Below are 23,557 nucleotides of genomic sequence, written 5' to 3' on the forward strand. Positions count from 1 at the left end.
ATTCACCACGCATAAAAAAATACTTATGTGCCAAAGAGGCTGACATACCCTATATCATCACTCTAAAAGATGATATTTTACGACACACTTTTTAATCTGTTTACACCAAATTTTCCATAAATTTAACAGGCTCTCCTTGTGAAGGTGTGACAATTTCACCTTCCCACATAACGCGCATACCACGGATAATAGTCCCAACAGGCCAACCTTTAACTTTTTGACCATCATAAGGTGTCCAACCGGCACGCGAACCAATTAAGCCATTCGTAATAATTTCTTCTCTCTTAAGATCAACAATGGTTAAATCAGCATCATACCCAACAGCAATGCGCCCTTTACAGCTTATACCAAAAATACGACTAGGGCCATGTGAAGTGAGATCAACAAAACGTTCAAGAGATATTTTTCCTTCATTCACATGTGTCAACATAATTGCTGCTGTTGTTTGCACCCCTGTCATTCCTGAAGGTGAAGAGGGATAAGGTTGAAGTTTTTCTTCAAGGGTATGAGGCGCATGATCTGAGCCTAAAACATCAATAATTCCTTGTTGAACACCATACCAAAGAGCTTCACGGTGGCGCAATTCACGAATAGGCGGATTCATCTGAATTAATGTACCAAACTTCTTATAATCATCAGCCGTGAGAGTCAAATGATGTTGTGTCACTTCAATTGTTGCAACATCCTTATGTTTTTTTAGAAAATCAATTTCTTCTTCTGTCGAAAGATGTAACACATGAATCCGTGCTTTCGTCTCATGGGCAATTTTTACCAAACGCTGCGTACATTTTAATGCCGCAATTTCATCACGCCAAATCGGATGTGACGATGCATCCCCTTCAATACGCAATATTTTACGCTCTTGAAGCCTCGCCTCATCTTCAGAATGAAAAGCTGCACGACGGCGTGTATTCTTCAAAATAAGGCGTACACTTTCATCATCATCAACCAAAAGATCACCGGTAGATGACCCCATAAAGACTTTAATTCCAGCCGCACCAGGAAGTCTTTCTAACTCAGAGAGTTCATGGGCATTTTCACGCGTTCCTCCAACCCAAAATGCAAAATCACAATGCATTCGATGAAATCCGCGTTGAACCTTATCGCTTAATGTTTCTTCTGATGTTGTCAACGGATTGGTATTAGGCATTTCAAAAACTGCCGTAACACCCCCTAACACAGCAGAATACGAGCCACTTTCCAAATCCTCCTTATATTCATTTCCTGGCTCCCGAAAATGCACTTGGCTATCAATAATTCCTGGTAAAATATGAAGCCCCGTACAATCAATGACCTCACTAGCCGATGCACATGTAAGGTCGCCTATTTCAGCAATACGACCATTTGTAATACCAATATCACGCTTGCTTCTTCCATCATGATTCACAAGTGTTGCACCTTTAAAAATTGTATCAAATGTTTTAAACATAGCCACGCTCCTTACATATTGCTCACTTATCGATTATGTAACTTTGAGCAGAAAGGCAAGAACCATGATTGAAAAACAAAATGCCATTTGCTTAAAAAACCGCGGGCTTATTCAAATTACAGGCGAAGAAGCAACAGATTTTCTACAATCCCTGATCACGACAGATGTAAAAAAAATCAGCCCACAGGAACTTTTCCCTGGAGCCCTTTTATCCCCACAAGGAAAGGTTCTTGCTGATTTTCTTATCGGAAAAAAAGAAAATGGTTACCTGATTGATATCAGAATGCCTTTAGCTGATACGCTTCACCAACGTCTGTTGCTCTATAAGCTGCGTAAAAAAGTAGAAATTACACAACCATTACAAAAGCTTGTTACGGTTTCTTTGAATAATGAATCAGATTCTTTAAATTTTGATTCAAGTTTTGTTGATAAACGCTTCCCACAACAAGAAAAAATAATACGAATCTATGGCAAAAAACCTTTTTTGACTTCAGAATATCATGACACATGGAATCAATTGCGTATCCGTTATGCAATTGCGGAAAGTGATCAAGACTATGAAATTGGTAAAGTCTTTCCTCATGATATTAATTACGATCAAATCAATGGACTCTCATTCAATAAAGGATGTTATATTGGACAAGAAATTGTTTCACGAATGCACCATCGCCGTGCAGCACGTCGCCGTATTTTTATTGTAAAAGGCCAGTGTGAATTAACCCCTCAATCTAGCATTGAAGCAGGAACAAAAGTGCTTGGCTACTTGGGAACGTGTGTAGAAAATGAGGCTCTCGCTTTAATGCGTATTGACCACGTCAAAGATGCTATGGATCATAACATCCCCTTTACTGTAAAAAACATTCCTGTCACTATAAGCATTGCTGAAAATATGAATTTTACCTTTCCTGAAAATACTATAGAAAATACGCATGGCTAAAGCTGAATTATTAAAAAATGGAGAAGCACGCGCTTGGCAAAGAATGCTCTCTGGACGCAGACTTGATCTTCTCAACCCTTCTCCTTTTGATGTTGAAATTGAAGATATTGCCCATGGACTTTCTCGCGTGGCACGTTGGAACGGTCAAACACGAGGGGAGCATGCCTATTCTGTTGCACAACATTCACTTTTGGTTGAACAAATATTTCAAAAACTTTTTCCACAATCGGGAAGCAACGAATGTCTTTATGCTCTTCTTCATGATGCTCCAGAATATGTCATCGGCGATATGATTTCCCCCTTTAAAGCTGTCATAGGAAAACAATATGAACGCATTGAAAAGGGCATCCAAGATGCTATCCACATGCGCTTTTCTCTTCCCGTTGATCTTTCTCAAAAACTTTTAAAAAAAATCAAACAAGCCGACCGTATCGCTGCATATTATGAAGCGATTACGCTTGCTGGATTTAGTAGAGAAGAAGCCCTTCGCTATTTTGGCTCTCCCAATAATATTTTACCCGATGATCTTAATTTATACCCCTACTCTACCCAACAAATTGAAAACGCATTTTTAACTCGCTTCAATGCCTTGGATGCCCAAAGATTATAGACTCTTCGCATTGTTCCTTCCCTATCATTAAAGACTCATCACACTGATTTATAATAATAATTCATTGTTTTTTCATGTTGAATGAGAGCCACTAATATCGTAAGATTCACTCATTTCAAATCTGTTTATATTGAATCAATCAAAACCATTCTCTTGTACGTCATAAGTGGGACCGGCATATGGGTAAAAACTTTTAAAGAAAGAATTTGAAATGTCTCTTATGAAGCGTAAAGATGGGGGCGCTCTATAAATTGTACACTTCACAGGGGCTTTACCGCTATACCATTCACAAGCGCCGTCGCGAAATAGGATTGAGTCCCCAAGAAAGCTTTCTTAAAAAAAGCACATGACTTAGCAACCCAATGGCGTTCTGTTTTGCATGAGAGGAGTGACTCCATTAAAGAAATGGAAAAAATCACAGCTCAAATTGCATACAAAATATATGAAATAATACACTTTCATTATCAAAATAACAAATGTTCCCTTGTTAAACTTTTCATCTTAAACTGAAGTTTATTTTAATTTATAAACTTCATTATCCGCTGGGAAAGCACGAGATGTGACATCCTCTGCATAATTCTTTATTGCAGTTTCCATGGCTTGTTCAAGGTCTCCATAACGGCGTACAAATTTTGGCACATGAACACCATAGCCCAACATATCTTCCATAACCAATACTTGTCCATCGCATTGATTGGATGCACCAATACCGATCGTAGGGATAGAAAGCTTTTCTGTCAGTTTTACTGCTAAAGGTTCGACAATCCCTTCTAAAACAATAGCAAAAGCACCGGCCTCCTCAATTGCAGCCCCATCGGCTTCAATTCTTTGCCAATCACTCTGTTTTCGTCCTTGTGTTTTGAAACCACCAAAACGATTCACCGCCTGGGGTGTAAGACCGATGTGCCCCATCACTGGAATGCCACGTTTACACAAAAAATCAATTGTTTCCGCTATATAAACACCACCTTCAAGCTTAACTGCACCACACCCCGTTTGAGCAAGAATACGCGATGCATTAAAAAAAGCTTGCTCTGGACTTTCCTCATAAGAGCCAAAAGGCATATCAATAACCACAAGAGCTTTTTGAGATCCACGCACCACGGCTTGTCCGTGTAAAATCATCATATCTAAATTAACAGGAAGCGTTGTCTCAAACCCATACACAACCATACCAACGCTATCACCAACCAAAAGGATATCGCAATATGGATCAGCAATCCGCGCAGTATAAGCTTGATAAGCTGTTAAAGAAACAATTGGCTGTTGTCCCTTTCTTGTACGTATTTCGGAAGATGTTATACGCTTTACGGTTTTATGTACACTCATTTTCCGCCCTTCTCTTGCAATATATATTGATCAATCAGCCTTACCTCTCCAAAGCGAACAGTAAGAAGTAAAACTGCTGGTTTATTCAATGTTCCTTTAACCACGCATAAAGTTTCCATATCCCGCAAATCTATTGCTTCAATGATTGCACGCGTTTCTTGTTGTAAAATATCACGAACAGTTTTGCATAATTTATCAACCGACCGTTCACCTTCATGGTAAAGCTTTTTAGCAGCTTTCCCACTTTCAGGAATAATTTTGGCAGCTTTACGATCTTCTAATGTTAAAAACTGATTGCGTGAAGAACAAGCGACACCATCTGACTCCCGTAGAATAGGAACTCCAACAATTTCAATAGGAAAAGCCAAATCTTCAACCATACGCCGAATAATTAAAATTTGTTGAAAATCCTTTTCCCCAAAAAAAGCCTTATCTGGTTGAACAATGTTAAAAAATTTAGCAACAACGCTTGTTACACCACAAAAGTGCCCTGGACGCAATTTTCCCATCAAAATACGTGATAATTTTTTCACTTGCACAATTGTATCATTTCCCAGTGGCCACATTTCATCTACAGAAGGGGCAAAAACACATTCAACACCTGCTTCTTTTAACAAAGCACAATCGCCCTTCAAATCTCTTGGATATTGAGAAAAATCTTCATGAGGTCCAAATTGCTTTGGATTGACAAAAATAGAAACCAATACGCGATCACACATTGCTCTTGCATACTGTACTAATGCAAGATGACCATCATGCAATGCCCCCATTGTTGGAACAAAACCAATCGAAAAACCTAAACGTCGTTCCTCTGAAGTATATTGGCGGACTTCAGCAATTGTCTTTAAAACTTTCATTTTTCCATTCAATTATCATCAGATCAACAAATTAATGCTCGTATACCAAATTGGCGCTCAAACAATTGTATCAAATTCATGCGCACTGACGGCTGCTTTATATCTCGTGGCGCCCAGACATGACGCATAAGAAAAAAACCCGTCAGTATAAAACCATTTATTATGTCACTAGAATCAGTAGGACGAGTTGTTCTTTGCACAAGAAACTGTGGTAGAATGAGAAGCTTTTTTTTCCAAGGTTCCCCTGCTTCTTCACAGACAGCCCGTCCAGATTTTGGTGATACGTAATGCAGCCTTTCCTGACCGCCTGTTGCAGCACAACAAGATAAATCAAGACCAAAACCAAGTTCTTCAAGAAGCCGCATTTCAAAACGTACAAGCAATTCTGCAGTTACAAATGGTTCATCAAAATTCTGCATAAAAAGGTGTAAAATATCATATAAAACGGGGTGTGGATCACGTTCGGGAAGAAGCCGCAAATGAAAAGCTATCAATTGCAAAGCATAAAGTGCTTCTGGTAGACAGATTAATCGCGCCGCGTGTAAATCAAGAGCTTCAAGTCGAAAAATTCCCAAATGTTCTTCTAAACGAGCCCACCATTCAGCCTCCACAAAATTTCCAGGTTGAAGAAGAGCTGCCATACGACGCGACCGCCCCCCTTTTACCACTCCCATATAACGACCATGTTCACGTGTCATAACCTCAAGAATAACACTTGTTTCACCATATTGGCGTGTACCAAGAATAACGGCTTGTTCTTTCCACTTCATTTTACTTTAATTATTTTTAAAAATCCAATCCCATTTCGCGATAACGTTCTGGATCGGTATCCCAATTATCGCGCACTTTCACAAAGAGAAAAAGATGAACCTTTTGATCCATAATTTTCATGAGTTCTTTACGTGCTGCTTGACCAATCGCTTTTATTGTATCGCCTTTTGCTCCTAAGACAATTTTTTTCTGACTCTCACGCTCAACATAAATAACTTGATTAATTTTAACGGAACCATCTGAACGCTCTTCCCAGTTTTCTGTTTCAACCGTTGAGGAATAAGGAAGTTCATCATGAAGACGAAGAAAAAGTTTTTCACGCGTAATTTCAGCAGCAAGATGACGCATGGGCATATCGGAAATTTGATCTTCCGGATAATACCATGGTCCCTCCTGCATCATATTACTCAACGCATGAAGTAAATCCTTGCAACCAGAACCGTTTAGAGCAGAAATCATAAATGTTTGCGCAAACTTTACACGTTCATTTATTTTAGTGGTTAACGCTAGAAGAGATGATTTAACAACTGTATCAACCTTATTAAGAACAAGAACTTTTTCTTGTTTCATGTTGTTTACAATATCTAACATCATATCAACTTCATCCGAAAGACCACTTTGAGCATCAATTAAAACGAGCAGAACATCCGCGCTCTTAGCCCCTCCCCAAGCAGCAGAGACCATGGCACGTTCTAAGCGCTTATGGGGACGAAAAACACCTGGTGTATCGACCAACACAATTTGCACATCATCATGAATGACAATACCGCGGATTAAAGTTCGTGTTGTTTGTACCTTATGCGTTACAATTGAAACCTTTGTTCCAACCAATTGATTAACCAATGTCGATTTACCGGCATTAGGCATCCCAATAAGCACAACAAACCCAGAACGCGTTTTCATAACGTCACTCATGATCATTTTTTCCCACTGTTTTCCATACACCCTCTCGTCGCAAAATTTTTTCAGCTGCCATTCTTTCGGCATATCTTTTGGAGCTTCCCTGCCCAATCTCTGAAGCAAACCCAGAAATACTTACCTCTACCATAAAAACAGGATCGTGATCTGGACCTGAACGTTTTATAACCTGATAATGTGGTTGTGCATTGCCTTGGATATGCGCCCATTCCTGTAATTCGGTCTTGGCATCACGCCGACCAGCATTCATTTTCTTTGCCCGACTATGCCAATATTTTTGAATAAAAGGGCGAACGCTTTCCAAGCCTCCATCGAGATATATCACGGCAATCAAAGCTTCCACGACATCTGCATGCATATTGATGAGTCGACGCCCCTCGAAATTTTTCATCTCAAAACCAACACGGATCATATCAGGCAGCCTCATTTCACGCGCAATATCAGCACATGTCTGCGCGTTGACCAGATGATTCAAACGGACTGATAATTCACCTTCACTTGCCTGAGGAAAAAGTTGATACAGCATTTCTGCAATCAAAAGCCCTAAAACCCGATCCCCTAGAAACTCTAGTCGTTCATAATTCCCCTGTTCCGAATCTTGCACACTCGAGTGTGTTAATGCCTTCTTTAACCTCTCTTCATCTTTAAAACGATGCCCCGTCAGCTTGAAAAGCTGATCAATCATTAGACGTTTCATCGTTGTTTCCTTGATTGATAAGCGGCAAATCATGAACCGTATTTATGAAAGAAAACAAACGCTTCCAACGCACATCAAATGGCCAGCGCCAAACCTGCCAAGCACTTGAACCGTTACTGATGGAAAAGAAAATCACGCTCGCGCGACCAATAAGATTTTCTTCTGGAACATAGCCTACATCTAAACGACTATCATCTGAATTGTCGCGGTTATCTCCCATCATAAAGTAATGTCCTTGAGGAACTTCAAAGACTTTTGTATCATCGACTTTCGGGATGAAAGCTAAATCAAGTGTATCATAACTGACACCGTTAGGCATTGTCTCGCGATAAACCTCAACAGGATAGTTAACCTCTGTTATATCAGAATTATCAATTTCCCCCATAAAGTGACGGGAAACAGCCTCATCATTAATATAAAGAACACTTTGACGGACTTGTATACGATCACCTGGTAGCCCAACAACGCGTTTTATATAATCAATCTTTGGATTACTTGGTAAGCGAAAAACGACCACATCTCCACGTTGAGGCTGAGATGCCCAAATCCGTCCAGAAAAAAGAGGAGGAGAAAATGGGATGGAAAAATGAGAATACCCATATGCATACTTAGAAACAAACAGATAATCTCCCACCAACAAAGTAGGACGCATTGAACCGGAAGGAATACTAAAAGGCTGGAAAAAAAGTGTCCGAATAACCGCTGCTAAAAGCAGAGCCTGTATTAAAACAGAAATAAATTCACGAACCCCACCTTTTTTTTCTTTTTTATGCACTTTATCTTTTTGGATCATCACCAACTGCCTTCTCATCACAGATATAATTTTTTTCATCATAATATTCAAATAACAAAAGCACAATCTCTCACACCATCTATCCACGTGGAAGTGCTTCGATAATAATAAATGCCTGTGCCCAAGGAAAATCATCTGTTACGCTAAGATGAATAACTGCATCATGATGAGGAGGTAATAACTTTTGAAGTTGTACTTGCGCACGATTTGTTAATTGCATTATTGGTTTACCAGATGGCAAATTAATAACCCCCATGTCTTTCCAATTAATCCCACAAGCGATTCCCGTTCCTAAGGCTTTAGCACATGCTTCTTTAGCAGCAAATCTTTTTGCATAGGAAGAAGAGCTTTTTTTGAGATTTTCCGATCTATTCCTTTCAATATCCGTAAAAATACGTTGGGTAAAACGCTCACCATAACGAACCAACATTTTCTCAATACGTCGTATATCAACCAGATCATTTCCAAGACCAACAATCATACGATATTACCCGATCTTTCTTACGATGAACGCTTCTTTAAACGCCTTTTTTTATAATCTTTTGATATCGCTTTTGTTTAAAACGAACCGTTGCTCTGTAAACACCTATATAAGATAAACCACCAAAAACAATACCTAAAAGAGTTCCACCTAAAATCATAGGACTCATAATTGTGTCCCATGCGCCTTTAAAGAGGAGAGAGAGATTTGACAATGTCAAACCATTAAATAGAGCACGAATTTGCGAAAGAGAAATCTCTTTGACATCGCTAAAAAGTGATAAACAAAAATACCCTACTTTATAATCAGCCATGACAATCAATAAAAATGTGAGTGGATTAGAAAAAATCGTCCCAATGATTGCGGCAGCAAAGTTTGCACGCAAAAGCCAAGATAAAAATATTGCCAAAATAATATGCAACCCAAAGAAAGGGGAACAAGCTAAAAAAATGCCAACAGCAACCCCTAATGCTACTTCATGCGGTGTTGCTGATATACGCAAAATACGTTTATGTATGTAGCAAAATGAGCGAGAAAATGAACGACGTGGCCATAACCAAAGTCGAATACGCGTTACAAAATCTATTGGTTCTCGACTACGAAAAAGCATATGACTCTCAATATACATCTTTTGATGATGAAATAATCTATATCATCCAAATTAATCTTTTTAAGCTTTTGCACAAAAAAAAATAGAAAGACAATTAAATATTTCGACTACCTGGTTTAATCGCTGGAAGAACAGAAAGCTCTGCAGGAAGTGCATCACTAGCATAAGAGGTTATCTCGTATTCAGCAAGTGCAATCAATGGAACTCCAACATTGACTTTACCACCAGAACGATCAAGGATACATGCACTGGCTAATACCTCTGCTCCTGCTGCAACGAGCGCCTCAATAGTCTCACGAATGGAAAGACCCGTTGTCACAATATCTTCAACGATAACAACCCGTGCCCCCTTCTTGATTTCAAAACGACGCAATTCAAAGATGCCATTTACACGCTCTACCCAAAGAGAAGGAACACCAAGGTGCCGTGAAGTTTCATAGGAAGGAATAAGGCCGCCAATTGCGGGACCAACAACATAATCAATTTTTCCCTCGATAGATTTTTTGATTTTTTCAGCTAATCCACGACACAACTTTTCCGTCAAGTCAGCATGCATGAATACTTTCGCTTTTTGCATATAAGTCGCACTATGGCGTCCCGATGTTAAAATAAAATGCCCTTCTAGAATAGCATCTGCTTGTTTAAAAATATCAATGACATCTTGTGTATTCATTGCAAAATCTTTCTTTTTATCCATGAACCCGCCGTACTGTACTTACTGAACCCGCCTCTTTTAACTGAGAAAAAATACGATTCAAATGTTTTAAATCCCACACTTCCAAATCAATCATAATTTCTGTAAAATCTGGTGCTGTACGGATAAAAGATAAATTTTGGATATTGGCATCGTTAGCAGAAATTATTTGTGTAATTTCAGCCAAAGAACCAGGACTATTTACAACCAAAATGTTTATCCGTGCAGGAAAACGTTCATTCATTTGGGCATCAATATCCCAGCGGACATCAATCCATCGTTCTGGCTGATCATCATATGCCATCAAAGCTGAAGACTGTATTGGATAAATAATGATCCCAGCCCCAGGCTGCATAATACCAACAATCCGATCTCCAGGCACTGCTCCTTCCGGTGAAAAACGTACGGGTATATCTCCACGGGTTCCTCTAATAGGCAATGCTTTAGATTGATGATTCTCGAACATTTCATTCTTTTCATTTTCTGGAACTTTAAAAATCATACCTTGAGCATTCTCAATATTAAACCAACCTTCTTCCCCAGGCTTAAAAGATGACTTTTGTACTACACGGTGATCTTGATAATCAGGATAAACCGCTTTAATCACATCAGCGGAAAACAGCTCCCCACGCCCAACAGCAGCCAATACATCCTCTACATCTTTACGTGCTAAACGTGGCAAAACTTTCTTCAAAACGTCTTTTGAAAATTGTTTTCCCATATATTCAAATGAACGCTCGAGAATACGATATCCTAAACCCGAATATTGTTTACGTACCGCAGCACGACTTGCTCGTCGAATAGCTGAACGTGCTTTACCTGTGACAACAAGAAATTCCCATGCAGCCGGCGGAATTTGAGCATGTGAACGAATAATATCAACCTCATCACCATTTTTTAATTTGGTCATTAAAGGCATAATACGACCATTGATTTTCACACCCACACAAGAATCACCAATATCGGTATGGACGGCATAAGCAAAATCAATAGGAGTAGCTCCTTTAGGAAAAGCAATTAATCGACCTTTCGGCGTAAAACAAAAAACTTGATCTTGAAAAAGCTCAAGCTTTGTGTGTTCTAAAAATTCTTCCGGATTATCTCCATCTGACAAAGATTGAATCGTTTGACGCAACCATGCATACGCATTTGTTTCATTTGATAACCTCGAAGCCGAATAATTAGAACCTTGCTCTTTATAAATGGAATGTGCCGCAACGCCATATTCAGCAATTTCATCCATAGCAGCAGTTCTAATCTGCAATTCAACACGTTGTCGCGATGGTCCCACAATCGTTGTATGAATGGAACGATAATCATTTTGCTTTGGTATAGAGATATAATCTTTAAAACGACCAGGAACCATTGGCCATGTCGTATGAATGACACCAAGAGCACGATAACAATCATTCACGGACTCAACAATCACACGAAAACCAAAAATATCCGATAACTGTTCAAAAGATAATGCTTTACTTTCCATTTTGCGAAAGACTGAATAAGATTTTTTCTGACGGCTTTTAACATCTGCTTTAATGCCGTGCTCGAAAAAAAGCTTTGTCAATTCATTTTCAATTGTGGAAAGCAAATCACGGTTGTGTTTCAATAATTCAGAAAGTCGATTAGTAATCGTACGATAACCTTCTGGATTTAAATAAAAGAAAGAGAGATCCTCTAATTCCTCGCGCATATCCTGCATACCCATACGACCTGCAAGTGGCGCATAAATATCCATCGTCTCCTCAGCAATTCGCCGACGTTTATCATCACGCATAACACCAAGGGTACGCATATTATGAAGGCGGTCAGCGAGTTTGACTAAAAGAACGCGAACATCATCAGAAATAGCAATAAGAAGTTTACGAAGATTTTCTGCCTGTACAGCTTTCTTTGATACAAGATCAAGCTTATTAAGCTTTGTAAGTCCTTCAACCAACTTCCCAATTTCAGAACCAAAAAGCTGATCAATTTCTGCTCGTGTAGCGCTTGTATCTTCAATTGTATCATGCAAAAGAGCAACAGCAATCGTTGCCTCGTCCAACCGCATATCCGTCAAAATAGCAGCAACTTCTAAAGGATGAGAAAAATAAAGATCACCTGACGCACGCTTTTGATGTGCATGCTTTCTCATTGCATAATCATAGGCCCTGTTTAAAAGAGCCTCATCTACGTCAGACTTGTAACGTTGAACACGTCCAACAAGCTCACACTGACGCATCATACGAGCATATCCTTTATCTTTTCACACCCCTAATCTTTATTGAACACGTCCTATCAATAAAAGACAAGAAAAATAATTGCTCCTCACATGACAAGGTATCTTTACTCCTGTAACATAAATTGCTGCAATTAATAATCGTCACTTTTTTCTGGAACAACCAAACCTTCAATACCCGCTAAAAGCTCTTCTTCTGACATATGATCAAATGAAGTACCTTCTTCTTGCGACGACGTATTAAAAGCACTTTCAGCTTCACCTGAATGGGTAATAAATTCACTTGCCATTTCTGGCTCATCTACTTCCACATGCTTTTGCAGCGAATGAATAAGGTCTTCCTTTAAATCAGCAGGCGACAATGTTTCTTCTGCTATTTCACGCAAAGCAACAACTGGATTTTTATCATTATCACGATCAACCGTAATCTGCGCTCCTTGTGAAATCTGACGCGCCCGATGACCTGCTAAAAGTACCAATTCAAAGCGGTTATCAACTTTATCAATACAATCTTCTACCGTTACGCGGGCCATTTATGCCTCTTTCTCAAATAAAAAAATTTAATAGCGGATAGAGAAGTATATACAATAATCAAAATAAAACACAAGAAAAACAACTCAAACTTTTATATTTTTTGATTAAAGAACTTATTTAAGAAAATTCTTGGAAAATTTATAAAATGTATAACCTATTTACGCTCATTATCAAAGCTTCTCTTAAAAGCATTCCAATAAATTGACTTCAAACAAAGGACGGTCTTTCTTGACAAAATACTTGTCTGGGGTCTTCGTCCTTTTAAAAGGAATACCAGCTGTTGAAAATCCTTTGCAATAACAGCAGCCTTATACATACTTTTTATGATAATATTTTATCTTAAAGAGAGAGATTTTTTCTTTGAACATCATGTGTATTACGCTCTTATTCATCGAATGAATTACTGAAAGATTACCTCTCTTTACACAATAATTAGCAATAAGTTTATATTAAATTTTATTTATATTCATTATAGATTGTTTCTCAAAACATAACCCGTCATATACGCTATAAAAGACTCAAAAAAATAGAAAAAACGATTGATGCCTAACACCATGAATAACCAATTAACATCACTTTTCCCAGAACCACCCAAAAATTGCAATTTATGTCCTAGGCTCCATCAGTTTATCGCTGACTGGCGTGTAAAAGAACCAAGTTGGTATAACGCACCGGTGCGCCCCTTCTTTCCTTATAAAGGAGCAGACACAACGCGCCTTCTTATTGTTGGACTTGCTCCTGGATTACGTGGAGCAAATCGAACTGGACGTCCGTTCACTGGTGATTATGCTGGGCACTTACTTTATTCAACTTTAAAAAAATTTGGTTTTGCCCAAGGAACCTTCGAAGAAAGAGCAGATGATACTCTTGAACTGATTGATGCAGCAATCGTTAACTCTGTTCGTTGTGTTCCACCAGAAAATAAACCCACCGGTGCAGAAATTAACACGTGCCGCTATTTCTTCTCACCTCTTTTAACAAATCTTCCCAAACTTAAAGCCGTTATTACCTTAGGAACCATTGCACACCATTCAACGATACGTGCCCTTAATGCAAAAGTTTTAGCTCACCCTTTTGGACACGGCGAAATCAATAACATCGGCAGATTACGCATCTTTTCAAGCTATCACTGTTCTCGTTATAATACAAATACTGGACGCTTGACAGACGCCATGTTTCACCAAATTTTTCAAGCAGCAAAAACATACTTAGATCAATGCTAAAACTGTTTTAAACCAGCGCTATAAATAAAGGATACCTAGATCGCATTCGTCATCCATATCTTTTTAAAAGTCTTGCTTTTTCACGTCCCCAATCGCGTTTTTTTTCTGTTTCTCGCTTATCATGAAGTTTTTTCCCCCGCGCTAGAGCAATCTCCAACTTAACGCGCCCACGTTCATTAAAATAAAGTTTAAGAGGAACAAGTGTCATTCCTTCACGAGACGTTGCATTAAAAAAACGTGCCATCTCACGTTTTGAAAGCAATAACTTGCGCAAACGTCGCGGTTCATGATTAAAACGATTAGCCTGCGTATATTCAGGAATATAGCTGTTTACTAACCATAATTCCCCATTCTCAAAACTCGCATAGCTTTCAGCAATATTGGCATGATTAGAACGTAAGGACTTTACTTCCGCTCCCTGAAGGACAAGACCGGCCTCGAGATTATTAAGGATTTCAAAATTAAAACGTGCTTTACGATTGTCAGCAATTATTTTCCGTACGGGCGCGTTCTTTTTTTTATTCATGGCTTTGTCAATATCATTTTATGCTTTTAAAATACCAGCATGACTGAGGGCTGCATCAATAATCTTCTTTGTTCTTTCTGTTAACGGAACAATCGGAGAACGCACAGTATCACCACAAAATCCTAATTTTGCAGCAGCATATTTAATACCCGCTGGACTAGGCTCAATAAACACAGCACGATTAAGAGGCATCAAGCGATCATTTAATTCTCGTGCTGTTTTATAATCACCACGAAAACAAGCATCTTGAAGCTCTGCACACAGCTTTGGAGCAACATTGGAGGAAACTGAAATACACCCCATACCTCCATGTGCATTAAAACCTAACGCTGTACAATCATCACCGGAAAGCTGTACAAAATCCTTCCCACACTTTTCACGTTGTTCACTAACGCGTTCAATTCTGCTCGTTGCATCTTTTACACCAATGATATTTTTAAAATCTTGATAAAGGTCTTTCATCGTTTCCACAGCCATATCGATAACAGAACGACCAGGAATATTATAAATTATAATCGGAATAGAAACAGCTTTGGCAATGGAAGAAAAATGTTTGTATAAACCAGATTGATTTGGTCTATTATAATAGGGAGTGACAACCAAAACTGCATCTGCACCAGCTTTTTGCGCGTATTGTGCAAGCTCTACAGCCTCACTTGTGCTATTTGATCCCGCTCCAGCAACAACAGGAACACGCTTTGCGACCTGCTCAACACACAATTCTATAATCCGCTTATGTTCTTCATGACTTAACGTTGCTGATTCACCGGTTGTCCCAACTGGGCTTACACCGTTAATCCCTTGTGTGATCTGCCATTCAATAAAATCACAAAACGCCTTCTCATCAATTGCGCCCTTATTATCAAACGGTGTAATAAGCGCAGTTATAGCTCCCTTGAGCATGATAAACTCCCTATAATGTTCGCTTTTATTTTTTTAATAATCGCCTTTTATAAATTTTAAATAGAGCATAATCTTGCTCTATCATTGAAGCAAGATGAATTTCAAAAAAAGCCCTCTTAAGATAAAAATATTCCTCCTTAAATGTTGCACATTTTTTTAAAATAAGCCGTCTATATTAACGCGTTTTTCATGCTTGTGTTCTATAAATCCTTAAGTTTTTACAAAAAGCAAGGTCTCAAGGTCTTTTCTCTATGCGTGTATTTTCCACCTCTCTTTTCGTATCAACCTTTACTGCACTTATACTGGCAATAAGAATTTTATTTTCAAGTGCATCCGCGCAAACACCCCTTTTGCACGGGAAAGCGCCAATCCCTTTGGTGCGCCCTACTCCCTTTACCGAAAAAGAAGCTCTAGAGCCTCTTCAACAGATACACACGACATTACACAATACTGCTACACTTCAGAAACTGAAAGCTGGGCTAGATGCACTAGCAAACAACAATATTGCAAAAACAATAAATCTTCGTAATTCAATGGAAAAACATAGCCTTGATCGTCATATTTTGACATGGGCGCTGGGGATATCAAACCAAGCTGATATACCAAGTTCTGAAATATTTAATGCAATCAACATGCTAAAAGGATGGCCCGGTATAGAAACGATGCAACGCAATGCTGAACGTGCTTTTCTTAACGAAACCAACCTCACACGCGCAATCATCCAAAAATTTTCTCATCACCCGCCCCAAACAGCGCAAGGAATGGCTCTCTTCGCTAAAGCACTTATTGCAACGGGACAAACCACTCGTGCTCGACACGTTATTGCGCCATGGTGGCATAAAACACAGCTTAATGCAAAAGAAGAAATATTTGTTCTTAAAAATGCAAGCGCTGCATTAAAACCTATTGATCATCTGAAACGCATGCAGTTTATGCTGTATGCATATCGTTTTGATTCAGCAGCACGCGTTGCAAAATTAGCCCATGCTCAATCTCTTTTTGATGCTTTTGTGGCCGTTGAAAAAAATGATCCTAGAGCTACACAAAAATTAAAAGCTGTAGAAAGATCATGGCAAAAAGATCCTCTTTTTCAGTTTGCTCGAATACGCCATCTTCGACGAACAGAGCAATATAATGCAGCTGCAGCACTCATGATGAAAACATCAAAAGATGCATTCCACCTTATGAACCCTCATTCATTATGGAAAGAACAACGCGCCCTTTCTCGTGAAATGCTCGATTTAAACAAACCAAAAATTGCTTATCAACTCGTTGCAATGCACACTGGTATAACATCTGCATTAGCTATCGATGCTGAGTTTCATGCAGGATGGTACGCACTACGGTTTCTTCATAACCCTAAATTGGCAATGCAGCATTTTTCACGTATTCCTCAACTCTCTTCTTTACCTTTTTCTGCATCACGTGGATATTACTGGATGGGACGAACAGCAGAAACGCTAGAAGAACATAAAAATGCCCAGCAATACTTTCATCGCGCAGCTCATTTTGGTGCAACTTACTATGGTCAATTAGCCGCTGCACGACTCAACCAAAAAAAGCTTAAAGTTTCCTTTCCCAAACCAACAACCGCTGAGCGACAACATTTTAGTGCACGAAAAGCGATCAAAGCAATTCAACGTCTTGAAGCAGCCGGCTATGCTGATTTTGCTAAAATTTTTTATAGAGAGCTCGGAAAAAAAATAGAAAGTCCCGGCGAATTAGCCCTTCTGGCTGTTATGGCAGAAAAAAACGGAGACTATTATACCAGTCTCAAAATTGGAAAAATGGCTGTTTTTCAGGGAAAAAATGTCGGTGCACTCTCTCATCCTCTGGGAGCTATACCAGCTTCTACTAATATTTCTGTAGAAGAAAAATCGCTTATCTATGCCATTGCACGCCAAGAAAGCGAATTTAATCCAACAGCCATATCAAAAGCAGGTGCACAAGGTATACTCCAATTGCTTCCTACAACAGCAAAAGCATTGGCAAAAAAACACTCAATTGCATGGTCTCCTAAAAAATTTAGCAGTGATGCTCATTATAATGCAACATTAGGTGCCCATTTTCTTAATGAACAATTGGAACGTTTTAATGGATCCTATATACTAACTCTTATTGGCTATAATGCGGGTCCCCGTCGTGTCAATGAATGGATAAAACGTTATGGCGATCCTCGAGGACAATCTCTCGATAACGTCATTGATTGGATTGAGCGTATTCCTTATACAGAAACACGTAATTACGTGATGCGTGTCATGGAAAATTATGGTGTCTACAAAGCAAGACTCACTGGGAAAATAGATATAAAAACCGACCTGCTTTCTGGTCGACGGAAATAATATGCCTTAACTTCCCAAATAGTACTTTGAAAGCGTTCATAAGACGTGTTTTTATTCCTTTTTAAATAGCACCCACATACCAACCTGCTTATGATGTATACGCAAGTAATTTTAATTGATTCAGTATCAATAAATTCAAAATGAGAAAACCCTATGCTATTAGGATCTTTTATTTCAAATACAAAATGATGAATTATCATTCTAAATCAATATATTATAAGAAAAGCGCCCCATATAAAAAATCAGCTAAATATCAAGGATACTCTGATTATTTTATTCACTTTTGATGGGGGGGGGGGTGGAAAAGAACCAACGCGTTGAAGTGCCGCCATCGCTAATCGATCAAGTTCCGGATTACCAGCAGAGACTGCTACACGACTAGAAAAAATACTCCCCTGCTTATGCACCATAAATTCTAACTTCACCGTTCCTTTTGCACGACTGGTACGCTGTCCCACAATATAATTTTTTTGCCTTTCTAATTGTGACTGTACCTTTGCTAACCACTCCATTAACAACATATCTTCAAGCCCTGCTGTACTGACGCCCTTGTTGGTGGAAGAAGAACGTACCGCCTTTGCATTGGAGCGCTTTACTACAGCTTTTGGCATCGGTATTGTTTTTTTGATAAACGCTTTATGCTCCACTTTTTGAGGAAGGGGTTCTTCCAAAGACTTTAAGTCATCTTGTTCTACCATATGCTGAGGCTCTTCCGATTGAACTTCATCCACGGATTCTAATTCCTCTGACTCCTTCTCTAAAAGATCAGACTGTAATACTTTTGGCTCTGTATTAATATCCGAATTAATATCCGACTCTGTATGAATATCTGACAAATCTGTATCAACATCCGGATAGATAGTTTCTTGCACAAAAGTCAGCATAATCTCCGACGAGAGCAAGCTATTACTTACACCCGTACTTTGAAAATAAAACTGCGCTCCCAATAATACATGCAAAAATAAAGCTCCAACAAATGCACCAATCCAAAGAGTTAATAATTGCGTCGTATTTTCAAAATTCATCGTTTCTTCTGCCGCTATTTTAAGCTTAATATTGGTGTAAATCTCATTAAAACAGGCTATTTTGAAATTGCAACTTTTTTCTTGACTGATTTTATCATGTTTAATATGGTTTTCTAGTGGTTTTGTCTTGTTGGCAAAATCACTTCTGCTTGGCTGGCAAGTTTTAATCAGCGGGTCCAGCCTTTTTGTATGTAAATAAAATTTCAAAACAGAGAGGGGATGTTTAAAAAGGTTGTGATGTGTTATGCAAATAAGACGAAAAAATATCTATAAAAGCTGTGTGATTTTAAGTGCATTATCGGTCTGTATACCTTCATTTGTTTTTGCACGAAATAAAGATGGAGGCGCTGTCACTGAACTCAAACCAATTGTTATTGAAGAGAAAAAAATAGGGACGGCCTTGGATTCGGTCACTATTCTGACAGATCGGAAAACCGCGAAGGATATTCGTGAGAAACAAATAACTGATGCCTATGATATTAGTCGTCTTTATCCAACCGTGGGGTATAGCCCAAGTAATAACAGTTTTGTCATTCGTGGTTTAGAAGCAAACCGTGTTCTCACAACAGTGGATGGTATTGTTCTTCCGTGGTTCAATGATATATTGCGTAATAACAGTGGTAACACAATGTTTGACTTTAGTGCGCTTTCCACACTTGATGTTATTCAGGGACCGGATTCTAGTCTTTATGGATCTGGTGCACTGGGAGGAGTTGTTGCGTTGCGTACCCTTGATCCTGAAGATCTTATCACAGAAGGAAAAAATTGGGGTGGTCTTATAAGAAGTGGTTATCATTCTGTTGATAATAGTTGGCACGTAGATCAAGCTGTTGCAATGCGTGCTCAACAAACGTTTTTGCTTTTCCAAGGTTCTTATGCGGAAGGTCATGAGCGCAAAAATATGGGAACCCTAGAAGGTTATGGAGAGCGCACACGTAAAAACCCGGCTCATTTTGACCAAAATAATTTGCTCTTTAAAATTCACCAATACCTTGATGACAATCACCGACTTGGTTTTACAGCAGAACGTTTTGGTCACAATGTTGATACACATTCATTGAATGCTTCTGAAAGATATTATGCCCGTGGTTCCGTTTATGACAAGGACGACAAACTCCGTGAACGCCTTTCTCTTTCTTATGACTATAACGGCAATGAAGATGCACTTTTTGATGCGTTTCGTGGACAGATTTATTGGCAAAGACAGTCAAGTCATGATATTATGACTTCATTTCGTGTTCGGGCACCCAAAGGGGATTTTTTGAGAGATAATTTTTTGCGTAATACCAATTATGGTTTCAATGCTGATGCTCTCAAGAAGGTTCATATTGGCACTGTAGACCATACGTTAAAGCTTGCCGCTAATGTCTTGTCATCTAAGTTTCATCATTATTTGTTCGGGAAAGATAATTGTCACTTGCCGGAAAATGCACGGGGATGCCTCTTTGTGCCCGCTAATCGGTCAGATTCACCAGATACAAATGGCTATAATTTGGGTTTTGTTTTCGAAGATGAAATTGGCCTTGCCGATAACCATTTCCGTATCACACCTGGAATTCGTTATGATTGGTATAAGTATGTCCCTCAGAAAACGTCTTCTTATGAGAAAGCTCTACTTTCTGACAAATTTCCTCCAGAAAGAAATGGTTCACGTTTTTCTCCCAAATTACGTGTGGAGTGGGATGTTCGTGATCAAGTAACGCTTTATGCCCAATGGGCACAGGCTTTTCGTGCACCGCGTATTGCAGAACTTTACGTCTCTTATATAAAACCCTCTGCTTATTACTCGAAGGGCAACCCTGATCTTAAAGCAGAAACGAGCAATGGGTATGATGTTGGTATAAGGTATGGAAATAGAAATTTGGGTGGTTCAGTCAGTGCCTTTTTCAATCAATACAAGGACTTCATAGATACTATGGATAAAGGTCCATCAGAGGAATTCCCATTAGCACGTCGCCATTATATAAATCGTGCAAATGTGCGTATTTATGGTGCTGAAGCAAAAATACATTTGGCTCTTAATGGTGGATTCCATAGCAATTTTGCTCTTGCCTATTCGCAAGGAAAAGATATTGATAAAGATGAATATCTTAACTCAATTCCAGCTTTAAAAACGATTGTTGGGATCGGATATGCAAAAGAAATCTGGGGAGCAGACGTTGTTCTTACCTCATCTGCCAAACGTGATAAAGTTGCTAAGGAATCGGACTATCAAAAAATTCCAGGTTATAATATTATTGATGTGTCAGGTTGGTTGAAGCCATTTGGTGAAAAGGGTCCTGTTATAAGGGCTGGTGTTTATAATCTGTTCAATCAAAAATATTGGAATGTATCAGATCTTCCTTCCGATGACGGCTCAACACCGAAGGATTATTATAGTCAGCCTGGTCGCAACTTTAAAGTTTCGTTCGTGCAAAAATTTTAGTCACTTTTGTTAATCATTAGATCAATTAAAAAGGTTATATCGATAAAAAATAAATTATTGCGTTTCTGTTCTCATTGTTCTTTGAACAACGAATTTTGAGGTTTGCGCTTTAACTCTTTGTAATTTATTGGTTTTTATTGTTCTATTGTTGATAAAATAAGGGCTTTTTTGGTGGTGAGTTGAACCATTAGTTGATAGTGGTTCAACTCACTGTTTTTGAGTTTTAAAATTAAACAATTAACCTTTAAACAGGTAACATAAGGATAAGCCCATGTCATACACAGCCGAAATGATTATTCACTTGCGTGAAGAAAAAAAAGAAATGCGTAACCGCGATTTCGCGGACTCTATTGGTATATCCGAAGCAGAACTCATTGCGGCTTATTGTACAATTGGAAAAGCAAAAAAACTACGCGCTGATGTCGCTACTCTCTTGGAAAATGCTCCTAAACTTGGAATAGTCATGGCATTAACACGGAATGAAAATGCTGTCCATGAAATAACAGGATGTTTTGAGAAGATTGTTCAAAGTCAGCATATTCCGATAACACTCGGTGAAATTGACTTGCGTATTTTTTCAAAACAGTGGAAGTTTGGTTTCGAGCATGACGTGACTATTCTCGGAACACCTATGAAAAGTCTGCAATTTTTTGATCAATATGGCATTGCTATTTTCAAACTCTATTCTCAAGACGCAACAAATATGGAAGAATGGGCTGCACTTGTTGAAAAGTTGCTTCATGACGATCAATCATCCGCACTTGATATTTCTCCCGCTCCTACTCCAGTACAATGTGATACGGCAAAGCTAGATGTTGAAAAGTTCCGAGATCGTTGGCGACAGATGACTGATGTGCATCAACTTCATGGAATTATTTCTGAACTGAAAATTAATCGACATAATGCCGTAAAACATGCCGGAAATGAATTTGCCGATGAGTTAAAAATAGAAGCTGTTGAGATGATGCTCAAACAAGTTGCACAAGAAGAGTTACCAATTATGTGTTTTGTTGGAAATAAAGGATGTATCCAAATTTTCACTGGGCAAGTAAAGAATATTAAGCAAATGGGACCTTGGCTTAATGTTCTCGATCAGAAGTTTCACCTCCATTTACTCGTTTCTGGAATCAAGAAGGTATGGCGTGTTCGCAAACCTACAATTGATGGATATGTCAACTCACTTGAAGTTTTCGATAAAGATGATGAGATGATTATTCAATTCTTTGGCGTACGCAAGGAGGGCCAAAAAGAACGTGAAGATTGGCGCTCTTTATTGAATGGTTTACCATCGTGCCAAGAAAACAGCAGTAACTAAGATAAGGTAAGGTCAGACATGTTCATATCTCTTTTGCATAGGTTATCAAACCTTTTCCTTATATGTTTACTGCTCTCTCTTACCTGTTTTTCTAAACAAGTGATTGCTGAACCCACAACCCGTTTTCCTGAAAATGCTCGAATTGTTTCTATCGGCGGAGCACTTACAGAAATTGTCTATGCATTGGGTGCCCAAGATCAGCTTGTCGCCCGTGATAGTACAAGCGTCTACCCGCAAGAAGCGCTCAAGCTTCCTGTGCTTGGATATATGCGTGCTCTTTCACCGGAGGGTGTTTTATCACTTGCCCCAGAGGGCATATTGCTTGTTGAAGGAAGCGGTCCCGCTTCAACAATTGATATTCTCAAAAAAACATCAATCCCTCTGGTGATCATACCAGAAGACTACTCCCGTGAAAATGTGATAGAAAAGATTCGCCTCGTTGGTCAAGCCATTCATCGGGAAGTTCAAGCCGCTGCGTTAATTGAAAAATTGAAGCGTAATTTTTTAGAAAACGATACGCTTTTGGCGAAAGTAACAACACCAAAGCGTGTTCTTTTTGTTTTCTCTGTGCAAAATGGACGCGTCATGGCATCTGGAACAGGTACTGCAGCTGATAGTATGATAAAACTTTCAGGTGCTATCAATGCTATCACCGATTATAAAGGATATAAACTTCTCAACGGCGAAGCGTTATTGAAATCAGATCCTGATGTTATCTTACTTGTAAAACATGGTGCAAGATCAACTAGCATTGATAAGATTTTAGCCATACCGGCAGTTCAAGCAACAACAGCAGCAAAAAATCATGCCATAAAACAGATGGATGCTATGTATTTTTTAGGATTTGGTCCACGCACTGCAGACGCATCAAGAGAGCTTATTGAGATACTTTATGGTGCAAATCAAAACGGTAAGAGCTGATA

At 38.9% G+C, this 23,557-nt stretch carries 22 protein-coding genes; 7 read left to right on the forward strand and 15 right to left on the reverse strand.

Features of this window, described 5'->3' with window-relative positions; translation table 11 throughout:
- Nucleotides 1–100 precede the first annotated feature (100 nt).
- Entirely contained in the window at nucleotides 101–1,429 is a 1,329-nt protein-coding gene (locus tag ACFIKG_RS00435; RefSeq protein ID WP_375651548.1) for a dihydroorotase, read from the reverse strand.
- A 64-nt stretch (nucleotides 1,430–1,493) separates the two neighbouring features.
- On the opposite strand from ACFIKG_RS00435, the gene ACFIKG_RS00440 reads away from it, so the two are divergent.
- Together ACFIKG_RS00440 and ACFIKG_RS00445 are read left to right on the forward strand one after the other, a co-directional pair.
- Nucleotides 1,494–2,366 (forward strand): YgfZ/GcvT domain-containing protein, encoded by an 873-nt coding sequence (locus ACFIKG_RS00440; protein WP_375651549.1) that lies wholly within the window; start codon nucleotides 1,494–1,496, stop codon nucleotides 2,364–2,366.
- The gene (locus ACFIKG_RS00445; protein WP_375625859.1) at nucleotides 2,359–2,976 is read left to right on the forward strand and encodes a YfbR-like 5'-deoxynucleotidase; all 618 of its coding nucleotides are present in this window, start codon (nucleotides 2,359–2,361) and stop codon (nucleotides 2,974–2,976) included. The genes ACFIKG_RS00440 and ACFIKG_RS00445 overlap by 8 nt, the downstream gene beginning before the upstream one ends.
- A gap of 513 nt (nucleotides 2,977–3,489) precedes the next feature.
- On the opposite strand, the gene panB is transcribed toward ACFIKG_RS00445, so the two are convergent.
- The 11 genes from panB to rpoZ all read right to left on the reverse strand — a co-directional run bounded on the left by panB (nucleotide 3,490) and on the right by rpoZ (nucleotide 12,874).
- A complete protein-coding gene (gene panB / locus ACFIKG_RS00450) occupies nucleotides 3,490–4,305 on the reverse strand; it encodes a 3-methyl-2-oxobutanoate hydroxymethyltransferase (RefSeq protein ID WP_375625857.1) in 816 nt (271 codons plus the stop codon).
- A complete protein-coding gene (panC, locus tag ACFIKG_RS00455) occupies nucleotides 4,302–5,162 on the reverse strand; it encodes a pantoate--beta-alanine ligase (RefSeq protein ID WP_375625855.1) in 861 nt (286 codons plus the stop codon). Before panC ends, panB begins: the two co-directional genes overlap by 4 nt.
- Nucleotides 5,163–5,185: 23 nt before the next feature.
- Nucleotides 5,186–5,932, reverse strand: a complete 747-nt coding sequence (recO, locus tag ACFIKG_RS00460; protein WP_375651550.1) for a DNA repair protein RecO — start codon at nucleotides 5,930–5,932, stop codon at nucleotides 5,186–5,188.
- A gap of 16 nt (nucleotides 5,933–5,948) precedes the next feature.
- Complete coding sequence (era, locus tag ACFIKG_RS00465) at nucleotides 5,949–6,848, reverse strand: GTPase Era (protein WP_375625036.1); 900 nt, start codon at nucleotides 6,846–6,848, stop codon at nucleotides 5,949–5,951.
- Entirely contained in the window at nucleotides 6,841–7,548 is a 708-nt protein-coding gene (rnc, locus tag ACFIKG_RS00470; protein ID WP_375625037.1) for a ribonuclease III, read from the reverse strand. The genes era and rnc overlap by 8 nt, the downstream gene beginning before the upstream one ends.
- Entirely contained in the window at nucleotides 7,529–8,341 is an 813-nt protein-coding gene (gene lepB, locus ACFIKG_RS00475) for a signal peptidase I (RefSeq protein ID WP_375625849.1), read from the reverse strand. The genes rnc and lepB overlap by 20 nt, the downstream gene beginning before the upstream one ends.
- Nucleotides 8,342–8,420: 79 nt before the next feature.
- Nucleotides 8,421–8,822: a holo-ACP synthase gene (gene acpS, locus ACFIKG_RS00480; RefSeq protein ID WP_375651551.1), complete on the reverse strand. Its 402-nt coding sequence runs from the start codon at nucleotides 8,820–8,822 to the stop codon at nucleotides 8,421–8,423.
- 37 nt (nucleotides 8,823–8,859) lie between these two features.
- Nucleotides 8,860–9,432 (reverse strand): DUF2062 domain-containing protein, encoded by a 573-nt coding sequence (locus ACFIKG_RS00485; RefSeq protein WP_375625847.1) that lies wholly within the window; start codon nucleotides 9,430–9,432, stop codon nucleotides 8,860–8,862.
- Nucleotides 9,433–9,526: 94 nt separating this feature from the next.
- Nucleotides 9,527–10,105 carry an orotate phosphoribosyltransferase gene (gene pyrE / locus ACFIKG_RS00490; protein ID WP_375625185.1) on the reverse strand — a complete coding sequence of 193 codons (579 nt, stop codon included), beginning with the start codon at nucleotides 10,103–10,105 and terminating at the stop codon, nucleotides 9,527–9,529.
- A gap of 16 nt (nucleotides 10,106–10,121) precedes the next feature.
- Nucleotides 10,122–12,347, reverse strand: a complete 2,226-nt coding sequence (locus ACFIKG_RS00495) for a RelA/SpoT family protein (RefSeq protein ID WP_375625041.1) — start codon at nucleotides 12,345–12,347, stop codon at nucleotides 10,122–10,124.
- 128 nt (nucleotides 12,348–12,475) lie between these two features.
- Nucleotides 12,476–12,874, reverse strand: coding sequence for a DNA-directed RNA polymerase subunit omega (rpoZ, locus tag ACFIKG_RS00500; RefSeq protein WP_375625042.1), 399 nt, complete (start codon nucleotides 12,872–12,874; stop codon nucleotides 12,476–12,478).
- A gap of 555 nt (nucleotides 12,875–13,429) precedes the next feature.
- Between rpoZ and ACFIKG_RS00505 the strand changes: the two genes are divergently transcribed.
- A complete protein-coding gene (locus tag ACFIKG_RS00505) occupies nucleotides 13,430–14,098 on the forward strand; it encodes a uracil-DNA glycosylase (protein ID WP_375625043.1) in 669 nt (222 codons plus the stop codon).
- A 49-nt stretch (nucleotides 14,099–14,147) separates the two neighbouring features.
- Here ACFIKG_RS00505 and smpB read toward each other — a convergent pair whose 3' ends face one another.
- Entirely contained in the window at nucleotides 14,148–14,624 is a 477-nt protein-coding gene (gene smpB, locus ACFIKG_RS00510; RefSeq protein ID WP_012231306.1) for an SsrA-binding protein SmpB, read from the reverse strand.
- Nucleotides 14,625–14,642: 18 nt separating this feature from the next.
- Nucleotides 14,643–15,527 (reverse strand): 4-hydroxy-tetrahydrodipicolinate synthase, encoded by an 885-nt coding sequence (dapA, locus tag ACFIKG_RS00515; protein WP_375625842.1) that lies wholly within the window; start codon nucleotides 15,525–15,527, stop codon nucleotides 14,643–14,645.
- Between the two features lie 251 nt (nucleotides 15,528–15,778).
- On the opposite strand from dapA, the gene ACFIKG_RS00520 reads away from it, so the two are divergent.
- A complete protein-coding gene (locus ACFIKG_RS00520; protein WP_375625840.1) occupies nucleotides 15,779–17,869 on the forward strand; it encodes a lytic transglycosylase domain-containing protein in 2,091 nt (696 codons plus the stop codon).
- Between the two features lie 242 nt (nucleotides 17,870–18,111).
- Here ACFIKG_RS00520 and ACFIKG_RS00525 read toward each other — a convergent pair whose 3' ends face one another.
- Nucleotides 18,112–18,894 (reverse strand): cell envelope integrity protein TolA, encoded by a 783-nt coding sequence (locus ACFIKG_RS00525; protein WP_375625186.1) that lies wholly within the window; start codon nucleotides 18,892–18,894, stop codon nucleotides 18,112–18,114.
- A gap of 244 nt (nucleotides 18,895–19,138) precedes the next feature.
- Between ACFIKG_RS00525 and ACFIKG_RS00530 the strand changes: the two genes are divergently transcribed.
- The 3 genes from ACFIKG_RS00530 to ACFIKG_RS00540 all read left to right on the forward strand — a co-directional run bounded on the left by ACFIKG_RS00530 (nucleotide 19,139) and on the right by ACFIKG_RS00540 (nucleotide 23,555).
- The gene (locus tag ACFIKG_RS00530; RefSeq protein WP_375651552.1) at nucleotides 19,139–21,319 is read left to right on the forward strand and encodes a TonB-dependent hemoglobin/transferrin/lactoferrin family receptor; all 2,181 of its coding nucleotides are present in this window, start codon (nucleotides 19,139–19,141) and stop codon (nucleotides 21,317–21,319) included.
- Nucleotides 21,320–21,590: 271 nt separating this feature from the next.
- On the forward strand, nucleotides 21,591–22,634 hold the full coding sequence (locus ACFIKG_RS00535; protein ID WP_375651553.1) for a hemin-degrading factor: 1,044 nt from the start codon (nucleotides 21,591–21,593) through the stop codon (nucleotides 22,632–22,634).
- An 18-nt stretch (nucleotides 22,635–22,652) separates the two neighbouring features.
- Nucleotides 22,653–23,555: a hemin ABC transporter substrate-binding protein gene (locus tag ACFIKG_RS00540; RefSeq protein ID WP_375625048.1), complete on the forward strand. Its 903-nt coding sequence runs from the start codon at nucleotides 22,653–22,655 to the stop codon at nucleotides 23,553–23,555.
- The last annotated feature ends 2 nt before the right edge of the window (nucleotides 23,556–23,557 follow it).

It is taken from the genome of Bartonella sp. LB28NMGDW (assembly GCF_042194435.1).
Taxonomy (GTDB): domain Bacteria; phylum Pseudomonadota; class Alphaproteobacteria; order Rhizobiales; family Rhizobiaceae; genus Bartonella; species Bartonella grahamii.